This is a genomic window from Pseudomonas rosaeacicularis (assembly GCF_057128745.1).
Map to the genome: position 1 here is coordinate 28,964 of NZ_JBSKHT010000007.1, position 17,152 is coordinate 46,115.

Consider the following 17,152-nt stretch of genomic DNA (forward strand, 5'->3'; position numbering starts at 1 on the left):
GTCAGGTCAAGGACGATAGATGATCGCCGAGCCCCATGACAAGCCCACGCCAAACCCACTGACCGCAATACGCTTCCACTTGGAAGCGATCACGTGTTTTTCCAGCAGCAGCGGGATGCTTGATGAGACGGTGTTGCCGGTCTCGAGCATGTCTTTCAGGAACTTCTCTGGCTCGCCTTCAAAGCGGCGCGCTACGGCGTCGACGATGGCGGCGCTGCCCTGGTGGATGCAGAACGCGTCGATGTCGGACGATTGCAGACCCGACTCCTCCAGCAGTTCATGCAAATGCGCCGGGACCTTGAGCAGTGCGAAGTTGAAGACCTGACGGCCGTTCATGAAGAACACGCCGTTGCTGGTTTTCAGGAACGGCGCGCCGGAACCGTCGGTGCCGAACTTGGCCTTGCCCAGCTGCCATGGAGCGTCTTCGCCCATCCAGGTGGCCGTGGCGGCGTCGCCGAAGAGCATGGTGGTGTTGCGGTCTTCGGGGTCGACGATCTTGGAGTAAGGGTCGGCGGTGACCAGCAAGCCGTTCTTCAGGCCCGCGGCTTCCATGAAGCCCTTGAGCGCGTAGATGCCGTACACATAACCCGAGCAACCCAGGGAAATATCGAACGCAGCCACATGGGTCGGCAGGCCCAGTTTGTCCTGAACGATGGCTGCGGTGTGCGGCAGGCCTTCTTCGTCGCCGTTCTGCGTGACGACGATCAGCGCGTCGATGGACTCGCGCTTGAGATCAGGATTGTTAGCGAACAACGCGTTGACGGCTTCGACGCACAGGTCGGAGGTCTCTTGAGCGTCGTCTTTGCGTGGCAGAAAAGCAGAACCGATCTTGCCGAGGATGAACTCGTCATCCTTCCCGAATTTGGCACCCTGCGCGTAATTGTCAACGCCGGCTGCAGGCACATAACTCGCTATGCTTTTGATGCCAATCATCATGGCTTCCCAATAAAAAACTTGCTGGACATCACCGCCCGCCAGGGCGCGCGGCATTGAAAATCAGGGGGTTGTGGCCGAAAAAAATGGCAACGGCAATAGAGCGTTTTCCCCAGATTGTCTCTGAAATCAACCCTATGCCTTCATCACCCAAACTGCACGATACAGTGAAGATGCCCTTTATGACCCATAGGTCACCAATTGTTTTACAAGCTTTTAGCCGAGCGGCGAGTGCCGTGCAAGACTCAAATGAGCTTCAGACAGGGAATTGACATCAAGACGTCACTGGAGTGTGAAGTGCCGAGTCCCGGGCGCCACGGTATCCGGCTTGCTGGGCACCGTGACGAAGTGACACGATATCAGCACGTAACTCACCGGTTTCAGGGGACGCACAATGAACGACGCCAATGTTAAATATTTCGACCTCTTGGCAGCGCGCAAGGCATACGCCGAAGGCCGGAATGTCTCGCAGGTGCTGCGCGAACAAAAAGGCCTGAACGCCAATACCCCGCAAATCATCGAAATCGCCTACGACTTGCAAGCCGGCACCTACATCGAACACGCCCGCAACAATCACACGAAACAGCTGGCCTACGTCGCGGAAATGGCCGAGGTCATTGATCGTCATGTGGAAGAAGGCTATTCCCTGCTCGACATCGGTACCGGCGAAATCACCACGCTGAGCCTGCTCACGGCCCACCTGGCCCTCAAACCCAGGCATGTTTTTGCCTTCGACATCAGCTGGTCCAGGGTTTACAAGGGATTGGGCTATGCACGCGAGGTGATGGGCGATGGCTACGACGCTCTTGTACCGTTCGTGGCGGACATCTCGGAAATCCCCCTTCAAGACAAATCCATCAGCGTGACGATCTCAAGCCATGCGCTGGAACCCAACGGTGGCGCACTGACCGCGTTGCTGTCGGAGCTTTTCAGGGTAACGGCGCAAACCCTCATCCTTTTTGAGCCGTGTTATGAGCTCAACAGTGATGAAGGCAAGCAACGCATGGACCGGCTCGGCTACATAAAGCACATGGCGCAGACCGTTGAAGCGCTCGGCGGCACGCTCCTCGAGCAAATCGCGATTAAAAACGTCAGTAACCCACTAAACCCCACGGTGGGCTTCGTCATCATCCCGCCGGGAGGAAGGACGACTGATCGCAACTACGAACGGGCAACCGACCGCTTCTCGGTACCGGGCACCGATCTGGCGCTGCAAAAGCAGGACGCCGTGTACCACTCCGAGGGCACCGGGCTTTGTTTCTTTGAACTCAAATCAATCCCTGTGCTGACGTCCAGATCAGCAGTGCTGGCTTCAGCCCTTCTGGACTAGCACTCAAAGCACGGCATCCCAACTCAACGCCGTCCCGCGCTTGATCGCCTGACGCGCCTTGCGACCGAGCACAGCGTCGATGTGTTTAGGCGCCAAACCCAACCCCGGACGGATCGCACGTACGTTGCGGGCAGTGAGCATCTCGCCGGCGGCGACATCCTTGACCACGTATAACGAGCGGCGAAACACCAGTGACTTTTGTTCAGCTTGAGTGGCGCCATACTGCACACGACCCATTCCTTGCCAGGCGCGCTCGGTCTCGATCACAAGGCTTGCGAGTTCGGCCGGCTCAAGGGAAAAGCTTGAATCAACTCCACCATCAGCCCTGTCGAGGGTGAAGTGTTTTTCGATGATCGTGGCGCCCATCGCCACGGCTGCGACAGACACCCCCACGCCCATGGTGTGATCGGACAGCCCAACCTGACAACCGAACAAATCGCGCATATGGGCGATGGTGCGGATATGGCTGTTAAGGGGTGACGCCGGGTAGGTGCTGGTGCACTTGAGCAGTACCAGATCCTGGCAGCCGGCTTCACGGGCAGCGCGCACACTGTCGTCAAGCTCGGCGATGCTGGCCATGCCGGTGGATATGATCATTGGCTTGCCCGTGGCAGCCACTCGACGGATCAACGGAATATCGGTGTTTTCGAAGCTGGCGATCTTGTACGCGGGCACATCCAGACTTTCGAGGAAATCCACTGCGGTTTCATCGAACGGCGTGGAGAACGCCAGCATGCCCAGCGACTGGGCGCGCTCAAAGATGGGGGCATGCCACTCCCAAGGCGTGTGGGCTTTTTCATACAACGAATACAACGATGAGCCCGCCCACAGGCTGTCGGCGTCCTGGATGAAAAACTCGCCGTCCGCGATATCCAGGGTCATGGTGTCGGCGGTGTAGGTTTGCAGTTTCAGCGCATGAGCACCGGCTTTGGCGGCAGCATCGACGATGCGCAACGCCTGATCCAGCGACTGATTGTGGTTGCCGCTCATCTCGGCAATGACGAATGGCGGCGAGTCGTCGCCTACGGACCGTGAACCGATCTTGAAACTACTCATGGCTGATCACTCGCTGAAAATAACATTCGGCCTGCACGTAACCAGCCTTTCGAAAAAGCTGGAGAGACACGTCGTTGTCGGCCATGACTCGCGCTTCGATAATCCGCACGTTTGGCCAGTGTCGACGCACGTACCGCTCGCCACTGCCTAGGAGCACCCTGCCCCAGCCAAATCCTGCCTGGCCCGGCATCAGATAAATGGACACTTCGGCGCGCTCGCCTTGCTGATCGTAACGCAGCACGCCAATCGGCCCTTGGGCGGTCTGTGCAATCAATAGCAGACGCTGATCATCGGCCAGACTCCGCTCGAACCAACGCACATGAACGTCCCAGTCGATCAGATCACCGTTGAATGCCCAACGCCGAACCGACTCGGCATTGCGGCCGTCGAATAACAGGCGCGCATCCTGCGCATTCGCCAGACGCAATGCCAGCACGGGGGCCTGCAGCGCGGCCGCGACCCGCCTTGCCCCCAGCCCGTCGACCAGCGCGTGGGAGCGCGCGGCAAAACTCTGACGCAACTCGCGGTTGGCGCACATCACCGCGATGGCGTCGATCAGCCGTTGGCGATCCAATTGCTGGTGTAAACCCAGATAAAGATGCCCCCCGGCCTGCGCCAACAATTGCGCATTGAGCGCCTGATTGTTGGCCACCGAGACACAGATCGTCGGCAAACCCAGTGCCGCGCGTTCCCATGTCGTGCCACCGCCCGCGCCGATGAACAGATCCGCCTGTTGCAGCAATCGGAAAAAATCACTGACCAGTGCGTGCAAACGCCAGTGGGGTCGGCCGGCAACGAGCCTGCTCATCGCCTCCCAGTCCGGATTGTGCAGGCCTGCCACGAAGTCCACTTCAAGGTCAGGGAAACCGTTGAGCGCGAGCATCGCGTTGTGAACCTGCCGCGCGGCGTCGAATCCGCCGAAATTAACCACTACTCGTTTGACCTGCGGGCCAATCGCGATCGGCGCGCAGTGAAACTGTTCGCGCAACAAGGCAAAGCGCGGTCCGAGCAATGCCTTGCACTCGGCACCGATCCACGGCGCATAGGCCTGATCAACGACCTGCGCGGAGAAGTTCTGGTCCAGCAGCAGGTCCACCGCGTGCGGCCTATTGGCCAGATCGTCGATCGCCATGAGGTGATCGGCGAACTGCCGAGCAGCGCTTTCCCAGCGCGCATCGAGACCGTAATGGTCGACGACCAGCCAGTCAAAGCAAGCCTGTGCGCCTAACACAGCCGCCAGCGCATCAATGTCCGCTTGCCACGCCAATGGCGCTTCGATGTCAACGTCAGGTTGGTGATCCTGAACCGTGGCTTGTGGATATGCCCCCGGCAACGCGTGGGTGACGAAACCCTGATCTTCAAGCCGCTGCAGCAAATGGCCCGGCAATTGCCGACACGCGAAGACCACCTCGGCACCGTCTCTGCGCAGCACGTCGGCCAGGGTCATGCAGCGCGCGATGTGCCCGCTGCCGATGGAGATCGAGGCGTCGGCGCGTATCAGGACTTTCACGGCTGCAGTTCCCCACCCGCCTTAAGCGCGGCGTACATGTACTCGGCGCGCAGCCAGTCCTCTTTGGTGTCGATGTCCTGCACCAGATGCCGGGGCAGGACCACCGGCACGCTCAGCGCAGAAAAAATCACATCGCCGCGCAGCCAGGCCTCGCTACGACCCCAATAGAACTGCCCGGCATCCTGATACGCCGCTGGCAAATCCTGGGAGCGCACGTTGCGGTATTCAGGGTGCATGGGGGCCAGCGTGCCTGCGTCATTGATCAGCAAAGCGCGCTGCACCGGGAAGCCAAAGCTGCACACCGAGAACGCATAAGAGGCCTGCGGCGCAGCGTTCAGCGCCTCGAATCCCAGACGCAGAAAGCGCGTCTGGAGCAGCGGTGCCGTGGCGTAAATGCAGCATACGAAATCGAATGACTGATCCAGCGCCGCGATGGCGTGCTCTATAACCGCCGCAGTCCCGGTGAAGGCGTCCGCCAGTTCTGCTGGACGCATGAACGGCACCTGCGCACCATGCTCGCGGGCAACCTGAGCGATCTCTTCATCATCGGTGCTGACGATCACGCGCTCGAATAACCCACTGGCCAGCGCTGCACGGATCGACCAGACGATGATCGGCAGGCCGTTGAACAGCTTCAGGTTCTTGCGGGCGATGCGCTGACTGCCGCCGCGGGCAGGAATGATCGCCACGGCGTTCACAGCAGCAACTGCTTCAGTCGGCTGATCACTTCGTCCTGCTGAGCATCCGTCATGGCCGGGTACATCGGCAGGCTGATCGCCTGACCGTAATACGCCTCGGCTTCGGGAAAATCCCCCGCCTCGAAGCCCAGAGCGCGGTAGTAGGGCTGAAGATGAACCGGAATGTAATGCACGTTTACGCCGATTCCGGCCTCGCGCAACGCTTCGAACACCTGGCGATGACTCAGACTCGCACGCTCGGTCTGCACGCGCACCACGTAAAGGTGCCACGCCGATTGGGCGTCAGCCTGCGCGGTGGGTAGCGTCAGTGGCAGGTCAGCCAGCAGCGCCTGATACCGAGCAGCCAGCTCACGACGCCGCGCCAAAAAGCCATCGAGCTTGCTTAGCTGCGAAAGGCCCAACGCGGCCTGGATGTCGGTGATTCGGTAATTGAAACCCAGCTCGACCTGCTCGTAATACCACGGGCCGTGGCTTGCCTGGCTCATCTGCGCCGGATCACGGGTCATGCCGTGGCTGCGCAACGAACGCAGACGCTCGGCCAGCTCAGTGCGATTGGTCAGCACCAGGCCGCCCTCACCGCTGGTGATGATTTTTACCGGATGAAAACTGAATACCGTCATGGCGGCGAACTCGCCACAGCCCACCGGGCGCCCGGCATAGGAGGCGCCTACCGCATGGGACGCGTCTTCAATGACCGAAAAGCCATAGCGGTCGGCCAGGCCGGCAATGGCGCGCATGTCGCAGCTCTGTCCCGAGAACGCCACCGCCACCAGCACTTTGGGCAACGTCCCGGCCTGCTCGGCGTGTTCGAGCTTGTGCCTGAGCGCGACCACGTCCAGATTCCAAGTCAGTGGATCGATGTCGACAAAGTCCACATCCGCGCCGCAGTAACGTGCGCAATTGGCCGATGCCAAAAAGGTGTTGGGGCTGGTCCACAGTGCGTCACCCGGCCCCAGGTCCACCGCCAGACAGGCAATGTGCAACGCCGCCGTGGCGTTGCACACCGCCACGCCAAAGCCTGCTTCGCAGCGCGCAGCCATGACCGTTTCGAAACGCTCGATGGTCGGGCCCTGGGTCAGCCAGTCGGACTCCAGCACCTGAACCACCGCATCAATGTCAGCCTGATCCAGGCTCTGACGGCCATAGGGAATCATGGCGCGATATCGGCGTGCAGCTCGGCGATCTGGCTGATCGAGAGGAAATCCGGGTTGGTGTCAGAGCGGTACTCAAAATCATCTGCCACTGCACGACCTTTGGCGCCGGTGGCGTCAAGGCTGAAGTCAGCGTCGACGTTATTGAAGCGAATCGAGGGCGCGACGGTGTAGTGATCGTCGAACTCAAAGGTCATGCGTGCGTCATCCTGAGGCACCATCAGCTCATGCAGCTTTTCGCCGGGGCGAATGCCGACCAAATTGTGTGGCAATTCAACTGCCATGGCCCGGGCCAGATCGACGATGCGCACAGAGGGAATCTTTGGCACGAACACTTCGCCGCCGTGCATGCGGGCAAAGCTCTGCATCACAAAATCCACGCCGTGGTCCAGGGTGATCCAGAAGCGCGTCATGCGCGCATCAGTGATCGGCAATTCCTTGGCGCCGCCGGCGATCAGCTTGCTGAAGAACGGCACGATCGAACCACGCGAGCCCGCCACGTTACCGTAACGCACCACAGCAAAACGGGTCTGCTCTTCACCGGCAATGTTGTTGGCCGCCACGAACAGCTTGTCCGACAGTAGCTTGGTGGCGCCGTACAAGTTGATGGGGCTGGCGGCTTTGTCGGTGGAGAGCGCGATGACTTTTTTCACGCCATTGGCAAGCGCCGCAGCAATGATGTTCTCTGCGCCGTTTACGTTGGTGCGAATGAATTCTGTAGGGTTGTACTCAGCGGCCGGCACATGCTTGAGGGCGGCGGCGTGCACAACGTAATCGATCCCGCGCATGCCTTGATGCAACCTGTCGGCGTCGCGCACGTCACCCAGGAAATAGCGCATGCACGGCGCATTGAATTCCTGCTGCATCTCGTACTGCTTGAGCTCGTCGCGGGAGAACACTACCACGCGCTTGGGCTGATAACGCTCAAGCAAGTGGCGAATGAACATCCGTCCGAACGAACCGGTGGCGCCTGAGATGAAAACTGATTTGCCGTTGAACATGCCGGTACCTTTTCTCAATTGACCTTAAGCGAGCAACCTCGCCCAGTTCACACTGGAGGGGTTGCCGAGGGTGAAGCCCTTTGCGCTGCGAGCCAAGTTCTTGTTATATGCCAGGTCGTGATCGAAGCTATTTGGCCATTTGGCCTGCAAGGCGGCCAGCGCAGCCGGCGCGTCCGCAAGCAGGCCGGGATGTATCACATGCACCTGAGGCGTCCACACCGTGAGATAGCCGCCCTGCGCAACTTTCAGGCACAGGTCGATATCGCCAAAGGCGTCAGCGAAATGCTCGGTGTCAAGCCCGCCTGCCGCTTGGAACAATGCTTTGGGCACCATCATGCAGGTCGCTGAAACGGCAGAGTAGTTCTGCTCGACGATCAAGCGCTGCATGTAGCCCGGCGCATCCTTGGCTTCACCGATAAAGCCCGAGCCCACACCGTCAAAGCCGAGGATCAGGCCTGCCTGGGTCACTTTGCCGGCTTCATCGATCAGCTTGGCGCCGACCACACCGACTTCCGGGCGCAGTGCCTGATTGAGCAGGGAGCCGAGCCAGTTCGGGTTCACCACCACAGCATCGGCCGCAAGCAAGACCAGGAATTCGCCTTTGGCCTGTTGCGCGACTTGGTTGAGAAAGGCTGCAGGGCACAGAGCACTGTCGTTATGCACCACGCGCAGACGGCCACTGAGTTGATCAACGCAGCCGAGCCATTCAGCACTCTCTGCAGTTGGCGCGTCCTGTGCCGCTATTACCACCTCATAGCCTGAATAACGCGTGCGCTGCACGATGTTGGTCACACAACGTTCCAGCGCTTGCAGATCACCGATGCCATGCAGGATGACCGACACGTGCGGGCGCTGGTCGTGCCGGTAGTCGATTTGCCAAGTCCCCGGCTCGGCGCTGGTTACCAACGCCTTGTAGCCGCGCGTGCCAAGATGGCGAATCAAAGTCAGTCGCTCATGGGCGTTTTCTTCAAGCACCGGTGCCGCGCAAATCAGCAGAGGTTCGTCCAGATGGGCCAGCCCACCAAGGCCGCCCTGCTCGATGATGCGCAACAACAGATCGAACTCCAACGCATCGCTGTAATCGGCCGAATAGCCGCCAACCTCCAAAATTACATCCCGGCGAATAAGCCAGTGGCGCGCCATCAAACTGGGCACGCTTTGCAACAAGTCGAGGTTAAAGCCTGGACGGAAAGCAACTTTCAGCGCGCCGCTGCTTTGACGCTGAATCTCGTCGCACGACACTGCACGCACCTGAGCGGCGCCGAGCAGTTCCAGGCTCGCCCTAGTCAGCCCAGCTGGCGTAAAGATGTCGCCGACCTCGGCCAGCAGAAGCCAGTCGCACGCCATCTGCCGTACGGCCTGATTGAGCTTATCAACATGGTTTCTGCGGGTGACTTTAACGAAATGAAGTGTGTTGTTGATGGTCGTGGCCGCTGGGGCGTCGCCTGTGGTGAACACAACAATCCTGAACGACTTTTTGTTGCCTTCGACCAGACTGTCCAGAGTGGCCTGGAGCTTATCCATGTCGTCGTCGAAGTTGAGCAGCAACACGCCAAAACGAGGGCCGCCGCCGTTGGCATCCAGATGGACGGAAATGGCCTGCGCTTGTTCGGCGTCCGGGCTGCGACGGGATAGCCAGTCCAGCAGAAGGCCGGACTGTGTCTTCGCCAGCGTCGCCGGGATATCGTAATCCGGAGCGTAGGAAAGCCTCTGTGCCCATGCTGCCATCATCGGCGCGGCCTCATCGCCCAGCGCGGTCAACTGTGTCGATAGCTTGTCCACGACCTGGCGATTGAACGCACTCAGGTCCATGGCTTCCCACAGACGGTTGATCACGGTTTCCGGGACGTCGTTGCTGTGAGTGGCCAGAAGCTCGCCCTGCCGCACCCATACGCCCTCCAGCTCATCGAGCTGGATGCGTCCGGCGGGCATGGTGTGAATCAGGAATTCACAGTGTGTCAGCTCATCGAAGAACGCCTGATTGTAGAAAGGCATTTCAACGTATTGCTTGGGACCGAATACGCGCGCCGGGCCGTCTTCGGGACTGGTCCACTGCGAGCGGAAGATCGGCTCGGCAGTCAGTGCAGTGCCCTTTCGCAAGCTGTCGGCCATGGCTTCGAAGCTTTCCAGCGCGACCTTCCTGCCGTGCTGCGGATCGGCGTTAAGCTCCAGGGGCAACGAGGCGAGGAAACCGGCGAAGGCTTCTCGCTCGGCGACCATTTTCGGCTCCAGTTGAGCCAGCGAGGCGTAGACCTCGGTGTTGTGGTCCGAGTAGCCCACGTTGATTTCGCGCACCACATAGCCGATCGGCAGCACGCGCGCCTTGGCCCGGGCCAGCAGAAAATAGACGTGGCCGATTTCCTGCCATTCGAACCGGGTGCCCTCCGGCATCGCGTCGTACCATTCGTTGATCAACGAGGTGCAAGTCACGGCATAAAACGGCGGAAGGTACTGGCGCATGTAATCGAGCACGCGCTGCTCGCCGGATTCGGCGTTGTAGTCTTCCTGGACCTTTTTGTCGCGACGGAAGTAACGCACCTGATTGGCCATCGCCAGGTACATCAGGCAGTAGCCGTGGCACATGCCGTAATCAGGATTTGCCTCAAGGAAGGCCACTGATTCGACCAGCGCGCTGTGCACGATGAAATCGTCGTCCGCGGCGAAGACCATGAACGGCGTGGTGACTTGCTTGACGCCGAAGAACAGCTTGGCCTGCAAGCCCCAATAGGCATATTGCGGCAAGTGCCGGTAGTCGATCGAGGGATGGTCAACAACTTCCAGCGCCTGAGGCGAGGAATCGAGCACCAGCACTTTGCAGGGCAAATCACTGTAGTACTGCAAGGCACGGCGAAGGAACTCCGGGCGGTTGTGCGTCATCAGCACGACCGTCAGCAATTCGCCAAGCGGTGCAACGAGTTCGAAGCTGTTATTGCCTTTCATCACCTATTCCTACCACCGAGACTGCGCAATTGACGTGTTGACTGTGTAATCCGACTCAGCGGACCCGGCGCAGATAACCGTCGGGCGCCACGGTAATCAGCAGCTTGTGGTCGATCGAGGAGTCGATCTGGAAGTCGCCGTTTTCTTTGAGATACGTCCACACTGCGGTCTTGGGGTTATCGCCCTTGCCCCACGGCCGGTCAGGGAATGCGTCTTCGGGCATGTCTTCGACCACGGTGTCCATCACCACACAGTAACTTCCCACCGACACCATTGGCGCGTACAGACGCAACTCTTCCAGCACGTGCTGATGCGTGTGATTGGAATCCAGAACGACCAACACCTTCTTGCCGGCAACGCGCTCGCGGACCTGCTCAACGATGGCCGAATCGATGCTCGAACCCTGGATCATGCTGACGCGATGACTCATCGGGTGGGCTTCGATGGCCTCGCGATTGTGTTGGCGGATATCGATGTCGATACCGATAACTTCGCCATGGCCGATCAGCTCGAACATGGAGGCGTAGAACAGGATCGAGCCACCGTGGGCAATGCCCGTCTCGACGATGACATCCGGACGCAGCGCCCAGATGATTTCCTGCATCGCAATCATGTCTTGCGGGTATTGAATGATCGGGCGGCCCATCCACGAGAAGTGGTAGCTGTACTTGTGTCGGGCGGTTTCATTGAAGAACTCGCGCGACAGGCGGCCGAGGTTTTCGTCCTTGCCCTGGGCCGCGATTTCGGTATGGCACTCTTCTTCGAAGATCTGCGCGGGAGTCTTAGCCATGTGTGTTGCCTCGATTAGATTGAAAGTCGGCGCTGTCGACAGCGTGGTAGACGTAGCGGCCGGAGGTCATCCGTTTGATTTCCGGGAGATAGTTGGAATTCATCACAAACAGGTTGGCGCCTTCGGGAAGGCTGTCCATCGCCTCCTGGGGCGAAGACACACGCAGACCACTGAGCGGCAGGAACCGGCCTTGCTTGTCGGGGTTGATATCGACCACGTGATCCACCGCGACGCCGACGCGCTGCAGGAACAACGAGTAAATGACGCCCTTGGACGAAGCGCCCCAGATAGCCGCACCCTGCCCGGGTGCTGCGCGAATGATGTCCACGGCGCGCTCGATGCTGCCGGTGAAATCCAGCGGCAAACGCGCTCGCTCCCAGCCGGCTGGCGGTTCGCGCAGGGTCGCCAGATCAGCCACCACGTACAGGTACTGTCCGCCGAACAGATGCCCGGCTTCGTGGACCGTGCCGAACAGACCGCGCAGGTCATTGAGCCGGAAATAATTGACGTGCTCGTAGAAGACGTCGAACCAGGCCTTATGTTCGAGAATCCAGTCGAAACACGGCACCTCGATATAGATCTGCCCGCCCTGATTGGCCTTGGCGATTTCCCGCAGGAACGCCAGCGGGTCCGGGATGTGTTCCAGCACATGGCGCAGGACCACGGCATCGGCGGACAAACCCAGTTCAGCGGTGAACGGCAGCTTGACCACGTCGGCGTTGCTGCCTTCGTAGGCCGGATCAATGCCGGTGATCGGGTAACCCTTGTCGCGCAGCAGTTCGAGAAAGTAACCCTTGCCGCAACCGACTTCGATCAGGCTCAGGCCTTTGAAGTGCCGCCCGATCACGCCCTCTACGTCTTCCAGATGCTGCTTGAACTGCGCCGAATGGGCCTGTTCGTTCTGATAATTGCTGTCGTAGACGAGCTTGTCCGGGTCGAAGGCCTGGTTGTGGATGAGTCCGGTTCCCGCGTCCTGCACCAGCACCACGTCGCCCCTGGCAGAGGCCCGCGCGCTGGCGGCATCGGCAAAGGTGCGATTCTGCAAGACCGGCAGATCGGTGACGCGATACAACTCATAGGACATGTTCTGCTCCCAGTAACTGCTGCAAACGATCGGGGTTGCCCCAGAACGCCATCGGTTCATGCACCGAGTAACCATAGACGCCGAGATTGAGCTTCATCAACGATCCACGCGCCGTCAGGCATTGCTCGACCAGCGTGCGTACCGACACCGGCTTGCCGCTGCAGATGTTAATCACGCCGGCGAAGTCTGGGCACTGCATGACCTGCGCCAAGTGCCCGGCTGCCGTTTCTACGGCCAGATAATCACGTAACTGCTCGCCTGCGGACATATTGAAGGTTGCGTCATTGGCTTCAATTGCACGCTCAAGGCTGGCCAGCAGGCTTCTGGGATTCTGGCCTTCTCCATGCAGGTAGAACAAACGTGCCCACTGCAACGTGAATGGCTGCTCGCGCGCCAGCGCTTCCAGAAACAGACGCAGGCAGTTCTTTGCCAGCCCATAAGCATTAGCGGGTTGTGGAAGTGTCGTTTCATGAAGCGGACCGTTTTGCAAGCCGTACTCGAAACACGTACCCGTGACCAGTACCTGCTTAACGCCGGCCTGCACCACACGCCGGATAAAAACATAGTCACATGGGAGATTGCGTTCGAAATGGAACAGCCCGTTGTAGTCAGGCAAACCGGGCCAAGCGAGATGCGCCAAGGCGGTCACGCCCTGCGTCAATGCACCGATGTCTGCATCACTGTCCTGAATGTCCGCTTTGACGAACTCTACCTCCCCGAACCATGGCAACACCCGTGCAGCCTCCAGGTTGCGGGCCACCGCCCGGACCTCGAAACCACGCTGCAGCAATGCGCCCACCAGGTGGCGACCAACGAAGCCTGTTGCGCCGGTCACGAGGATTTTAGCGGCGCTCACAACAACCTCAACTCGGGCACGGCAATAACGAATTGTCCGCCCCAAGCATGCACTTGTGCCTGTTGCTGCCTCACTTCCTCAAGTAGATTCCAAGGCAGGACCAAGACAAAATCGGGCTTTTCTTCAACCAAACGTTCAGGCGAAACCACCGGAATCCGGCTGCCCGGCAGGTATTTCCCCTGCTTGTGCGGGTTGGCGTCGGCGACCCACGCGAGCAGGTCGCCCCTTACGCCTGCGTAATTGAGCAGCGTGTTGCCTTTGGCCGCGGCGCCGTAGCCGACGACCCGTTTGCCATCAGCCTTGGCCTTGATCAAAAACGCGAGCAACTGAAATTTGATGCGCTCGGCTGCAGGTGCCAGCGTCGCATAGAAACCACGTGTCTTGACCCCTGCGCTCAGTTCCCTATCGAGCATTTGTGCCACGCTCGGGCGAATCGATTGCACGCCGTCGTCGCGCTGCACGAACACGCGCAGCGAGCCGCCATGGGTCGGCAACTCGCTCACATCGAAAACATGCAGCCCGTTGCGTTCGCACAGGGTTTTTACCGAAGACAGCGATAGGTAGGAATAGTGTTCGTGATACAGCGTGTCGAACTGATTGCCAGCCATCAGGGCCCGCAGGTGCGGAAACTCGAACGTCGCCACGCCAGACGGCTTGAGCAGGGTCGCGAATCCACTGAGGAAATCGTTGATGTACGGGACGTGGGCCAGAACGTTGTTGGCGGCCATCAAATCGGCCGACCAACCCTGATCGCGAAGCATACTGGCGGTCTTCTGGCCAAAGAACAATTCGCGAATCTCCAGGCCCTTCGCGCGAGCCGCTTCTGCCGTGCTGTGAGTCGGTTCAATACCCAGGCAGCCAATTCCACGAGCGGCGACATACTGGAGCAGATACCCGTCATTGGCGGCGACTTCAACTACACAGCTTTCGGCATTCAGATTGAAGCGCTCCACCATCTCGGCGACGTAGCATTCGGCATGGGCGAGCCAAGAACTGGAATAGGAACTGAAATAGGCGTAATCAGCGTCGAAGAGACTATCGGCGCTGGTGTAATCATTGGTCTGCACCAGCCAGCAATGCTCGCAAACCTCCACTTTCAGCGGCACCCACTGTTCGGCCTGACTTAGTTGATCAGCACGCAGATAGGCATTGGAAGGCGGCGAAGTCCCCAGGTCAATCAGTGGCAATTTCAGTTCAGCGCCGCATCCTCGACAGTTCATACACTTACTCCCGCGAAAGACGGATCCAGTAAAGGATGACAGGCATCGCGCGCAGACAGATTTTTGACAGATAAGGGCCATTCGATCCCCAGCCGCGGGTCATTGACCGACAAACCGGCTTCGTGCTCAGACGCGTAATCAGCGCTATGCAGGTAAAGTAATTCGGCATCGTCGGTCAACGCCTGAAAACCGTGGGCGAAACCAGCCGGGATCAACAAGCTGCAACCATCGCCGGCTTCCAGTTGCTGCGCATACCATTGCAAGAATGTTGCCGACTCCGGATTCAGGTCCACTACGACGTCCCACACCGCGCCACGCAGGCACGTAATGAACTTGGCCTCTAGCGCGGCTGCGGTCTGGTAATGCAAACCGCGCACGCTGCCACGCTCGGCAGTCACCGAGTGATTGACCTGACGAATGTGGAACGGATGACCGAAAGCGCGCAAAGCGCTTTCGCAGAACAGCCGACTGAACTGGCCGCGCGCATCGGCGTGGCGACGATGGCGAATGCTGAACAATCCGGTCAGCGGCAACGCGCTCAACTGCATCTCGTTCATGCGTGCTCCGAATACAGCGCCAGTTGGCCTAAGGTAAATAGACGCATGTCCTGGCCGGTTTTCCACGCCAGATGCCAGTCCAGTGTGTGCTTGAGGCACTCCTCCAGCGACCAGCGTGGCTGCCATTGCAGGGATTGACGCGCACGAGTGCTGTCGAGCCGTAGCATGCCGGCTTCGTGCATTTCAGTTGGTTCGATCTGCAACCCAGGTGCTTGGGGCCAATGTGTGGCAAGCGTCGCGACCACATCACCCACGCTGCACATATCGTTGTCGCCTGGGCCGAAGTTCCAAGCACCGTCGTAATCGGCACCGTGCAGGTACAGCTTCTGTGCCAACAACAGATATCCCGCCAAAGGCTCGAGCGCGTGCTGCCACGGACGCACGGCGTTGGGATAGCGCAAGGTCACGGGTTCATTGGCGGACCACGCCTTGAGCACGTCCGGAATCAGGCGTTCGGGAGCGAAATCGCCACCGCCCAACACATTACCGGCGCGCGCAGTTGCCAGGGCCAGACCATGTTCGGCGTAACGATCAGGGTGAAAGAACGAAGCTGCGTACGACTGCGCCAGCAACTCGCAGCAAGCCTTGCTGCTGCTATACGGATCATGTCCCCCGAGAGGTTCGTTTTCCCTATACGGCCAAAGCCATTCCTGATTAGCGTAGACCTTGTCGGTGGTAACTAGAACACAAGCGCGTACGCCTCCTAACTGGCGAATCGCTTCGAGCAGATTCAGCGTGCCTATGACGTTACTGGAATAGGTGCCTAACGGGTCACGGTAGCCCTCGCGAACCAATGGCTGCGCTGCCAGGTGCAAAACGATTTCCGGCCGCGTCTGCGCTATCACACCAAGCAACGCGGCCATGTCGCGCAGGTCACCCCGATGATCATCCACGCCTGATGTCACGTCCGACAGCTCAAAAAGGCTGGGTCGCGTGCCAGGGTCAAGCGCGAAACCGGTAACTTGTGCGCCCATGCTTTCCAGCCACAACGCCAGCCAACTGCCCTTGAATCCAGTATGCCCGGTCAGCAGTACGCGTTTCTTTTGCCAGAAGGCAGGGGTCACGCCCAGTTTTTCCAAGGGGCCTCCCCGCGCTGCCAAAGATCCTCTAGCAGGTTCTTGTCGCGCAGCGTATCCATTGGGTGCCAGAAGCCCTCGTGCTGAAACGCCATCAGCTCACCCTGATCAGCGAGACGATCCAGCGGGCCGGACTCCCACGACGTCATGTCATTTTCAATGTACGGCAGAACCTGTGGCGAGAGCACAAAGAACCCACCGTTGATCCAGCCACCGTCGCCGCGTGGTTTTTCAGTGAACCCCAAAACCTTATCGCCTTCGCGATTCAACGCGCCGTAACGGCCTGGGGGTTGAACCGCCGTGACCGTGGCGAGCTTGCCGTGCCCAAGGTGGAAATCGACCAGAGCGCTGATATTTAGATCAGACACGCCGTCGCCATAGGTGAAGCAAAAGGCCTCTTCGTCCTCAACGTACTTGCGAGCGCGACGCAGGCGGCCGCCAGTCAGCGTCTCCTCTCCGGTATCGACGAGCGTTACGCGCCAAGGCTCGCTGTAATTCTGGTGTACGTCCATACGGTTATTGCGCATGTCGAACGTGACGTCAGAGGTATGCAGAAAATAGTTGGCGAAGAAATCCTTGATCGCGTAGCCCTTGTAGCCGAGACAGATCACGAAATCATGAATCCCGTGGGCGGAATACTGCTTCATAATGTGCCAGAGAATTGGCTTTCCTCCGATTTCGATCATTGGCTTGGGTTTAAGATGCGATTCCTCGCTGATCCGCGTACCGAGCCCGCCTGCCAGAATAACTACCTTCAATTGCAACCCCTCATGTTCCGTACAGAACTCAGCCGCACAAGAGCGGGCGTTGAGATATCCGGCACCCCTGCCGTTCTACGGCTGACAGTCAAGCGCCTGAAATGCGTGATTTATGGCGATATAACCAGTACCTGCAGGAACCGCGCCACTTCGTACAGCTAGGGAAAGACGGCAAAGGCCCTCCGCGGGGGG

15 protein-coding genes are annotated in these 17,152 nt (G+C 59.3%); 1 reads left to right on the forward strand and 14 read right to left on the reverse strand.

What is annotated here, in order from left to right; genetic code table 11:
* Nucleotides 1-6: 6 nt before the first annotated feature.
* Nucleotides 7-933 carry a ketoacyl-ACP synthase III gene (locus ACWKWM_RS10495; protein ID WP_483846268.1) on the reverse strand — a complete coding sequence of 309 codons (927 nt, stop codon included), beginning with the start codon at nucleotides 931-933 and terminating at the stop codon, nucleotides 7-9.
* Nucleotides 934-1,327: 394 nt separating this feature from the next.
* Between ACWKWM_RS10495 and ACWKWM_RS10500 the strand changes: the two genes are divergently transcribed.
* Entirely contained in the window at nucleotides 1,328-2,263 is a 936-nt protein-coding gene (locus ACWKWM_RS10500) for a class I SAM-dependent methyltransferase (RefSeq protein WP_483846090.1), read from the forward strand.
* 3 nt (nucleotides 2,264-2,266) lie between these two features.
* On the opposite strand, the gene pseI is transcribed toward ACWKWM_RS10500, so the two are convergent.
* The 13 genes from pseI to rfbF are packed head-to-tail and all read right to left on the reverse strand — an operon-like array spanning nucleotide 2,267 to nucleotide 16,960.
* Nucleotides 2,267-3,319 (reverse strand): pseudaminic acid synthase, encoded by a 1,053-nt coding sequence (pseI, locus tag ACWKWM_RS10505; RefSeq protein ID WP_483846091.1) that lies wholly within the window; start codon nucleotides 3,317-3,319, stop codon nucleotides 2,267-2,269.
* Nucleotides 3,312-4,829 (reverse strand): UDP-2,4-diacetamido-2,4,6-trideoxy-beta-L-altropyranose hydrolase, encoded by a 1,518-nt coding sequence (pseG, locus tag ACWKWM_RS10510; protein WP_483846092.1) that lies wholly within the window; start codon nucleotides 4,827-4,829, stop codon nucleotides 3,312-3,314. Before pseG ends, pseI begins: the two co-directional genes overlap by 8 nt.
* Nucleotides 4,826-5,527 (reverse strand): pseudaminic acid cytidylyltransferase, encoded by a 702-nt coding sequence (gene pseF, locus ACWKWM_RS10515; protein WP_483846093.1) that lies wholly within the window; start codon nucleotides 5,525-5,527, stop codon nucleotides 4,826-4,828. Before pseF ends, pseG begins: the two co-directional genes overlap by 4 nt.
* Nucleotides 5,524-6,681, reverse strand: coding sequence for a UDP-4-amino-4,6-dideoxy-N-acetyl-beta-L-altrosamine transaminase (gene pseC / locus ACWKWM_RS10520; RefSeq protein ID WP_483846094.1), 1,158 nt, complete (start codon nucleotides 6,679-6,681; stop codon nucleotides 5,524-5,526). The genes pseF and pseC overlap by 4 nt, the downstream gene beginning before the upstream one ends.
* Nucleotides 6,678-7,679, reverse strand: coding sequence for a UDP-N-acetylglucosamine 4,6-dehydratase (inverting) (gene pseB / locus ACWKWM_RS10525; protein ID WP_483846095.1), 1,002 nt, complete (start codon nucleotides 7,677-7,679; stop codon nucleotides 6,678-6,680). Before pseB ends, pseC begins: the two co-directional genes overlap by 4 nt.
* A gap of 24 nt (nucleotides 7,680-7,703) precedes the next feature.
* Nucleotides 7,704-10,619 carry a TIGR00180 family glycosyltransferase gene (locus ACWKWM_RS10530; RefSeq protein WP_483846096.1) on the reverse strand — a complete coding sequence of 972 codons (2,916 nt, stop codon included), beginning with the start codon at nucleotides 10,617-10,619 and terminating at the stop codon, nucleotides 7,704-7,706.
* Nucleotides 10,620-10,674: 55 nt separating this feature from the next.
* Entirely contained in the window at nucleotides 10,675-11,409 is a 735-nt protein-coding gene (locus ACWKWM_RS10535) for a cephalosporin hydroxylase family protein (RefSeq protein ID WP_483846097.1), read from the reverse strand.
* On the reverse strand, nucleotides 11,402-12,493 hold the full coding sequence (locus ACWKWM_RS10540; RefSeq protein WP_483846098.1) for a class I SAM-dependent methyltransferase: 1,092 nt from the start codon (nucleotides 12,491-12,493) through the stop codon (nucleotides 11,402-11,404). Before ACWKWM_RS10540 ends, ACWKWM_RS10535 begins: the two co-directional genes overlap by 8 nt.
* Nucleotides 12,483-13,349 (reverse strand): NAD-dependent epimerase/dehydratase family protein, encoded by an 867-nt coding sequence (locus ACWKWM_RS10545; protein WP_483846099.1) that lies wholly within the window; start codon nucleotides 13,347-13,349, stop codon nucleotides 12,483-12,485. The genes ACWKWM_RS10540 and ACWKWM_RS10545 overlap by 11 nt, the downstream gene beginning before the upstream one ends.
* Nucleotides 13,346-14,569, reverse strand: coding sequence for a methyltransferase domain-containing protein (locus tag ACWKWM_RS10550; RefSeq protein WP_483846100.1), 1,224 nt, complete (start codon nucleotides 14,567-14,569; stop codon nucleotides 13,346-13,348). The genes ACWKWM_RS10545 and ACWKWM_RS10550 overlap by 4 nt, the downstream gene beginning before the upstream one ends.
* Complete coding sequence (locus tag ACWKWM_RS10555; protein ID WP_483846101.1) at nucleotides 14,566-15,126, reverse strand: dTDP-4-dehydrorhamnose 3,5-epimerase family protein; 561 nt, start codon at nucleotides 15,124-15,126, stop codon at nucleotides 14,566-14,568. The genes ACWKWM_RS10550 and ACWKWM_RS10555 overlap by 4 nt, the downstream gene beginning before the upstream one ends.
* Nucleotides 15,123-16,196: a CDP-glucose 4,6-dehydratase gene (gene rfbG / locus ACWKWM_RS10560; protein ID WP_483846269.1), complete on the reverse strand. Its 1,074-nt coding sequence runs from the start codon at nucleotides 16,194-16,196 to the stop codon at nucleotides 15,123-15,125. Before rfbG ends, ACWKWM_RS10555 begins: the two co-directional genes overlap by 4 nt.
* Nucleotides 16,187-16,960: a glucose-1-phosphate cytidylyltransferase gene (gene rfbF, locus ACWKWM_RS10565; protein ID WP_483846102.1), complete on the reverse strand. Its 774-nt coding sequence runs from the start codon at nucleotides 16,958-16,960 to the stop codon at nucleotides 16,187-16,189. Before rfbF ends, rfbG begins: the two co-directional genes overlap by 10 nt.
* Nucleotides 16,961-17,152: the final 192 nt, after the last annotated feature.

Bases quoted from the DNA above. Each gene is read 5' to 3' on its own strand.
- ACWKWM_RS10530 (WP_483846096.1), bottom strand. From the start codon at position 10,619: ATGAAAGGCAATAACAGCTTCGAACTCGTTGCACCGCTTGGCGAATTG.
- pseB (WP_483846095.1), bottom strand. From the start codon at position 7,679: ATGTTCAACGGCAAATCAGTTTTCATCTCAGGCGCCACCGGTTCGTTC.
- ACWKWM_RS10540 (WP_483846098.1), bottom strand. From the start codon at position 12,493: ATGTCCTATGAGTTGTATCGCGTCACCGATCTGCCGGTCTTGCAGAAT.
- ACWKWM_RS10535 (WP_483846097.1), bottom strand. From the start codon at position 11,409: ATGGCTAAGACTCCCGCGCAGATCTTCGAAGAAGAGTGCCATACCGAA.
- pseC (WP_483846094.1), bottom strand. From the start codon at position 6,681: ATGATTCCCTATGGCCGTCAGAGCCTGGATCAGGCTGACATTGATGCG.
- ACWKWM_RS10550 (WP_483846100.1), bottom strand. From the start codon at position 14,569: ATGAACTGTCGAGGATGCGGCGCTGAACTGAAATTGCCACTGATTGAC.
- ACWKWM_RS10500 (WP_483846090.1), top strand. From the start codon at position 1,328: ATGAACGACGCCAATGTTAAATATTTCGACCTCTTGGCAGCGCGCAAG.
- ACWKWM_RS10555 (WP_483846101.1), bottom strand. From the start codon at position 15,126: ATGAACGAGATGCAGTTGAGCGCGTTGCCGCTGACCGGATTGTTCAGC.
- pseI (WP_483846091.1), bottom strand. From the start codon at position 3,319: ATGAGTAGTTTCAAGATCGGTTCACGGTCCGTAGGCGACGACTCGCCG.
- ACWKWM_RS10495 (WP_483846268.1), bottom strand. From the start codon at position 933: ATGATTGGCATCAAAAGCATAGCGAGTTATGTGCCTGCAGCCGGCGTT.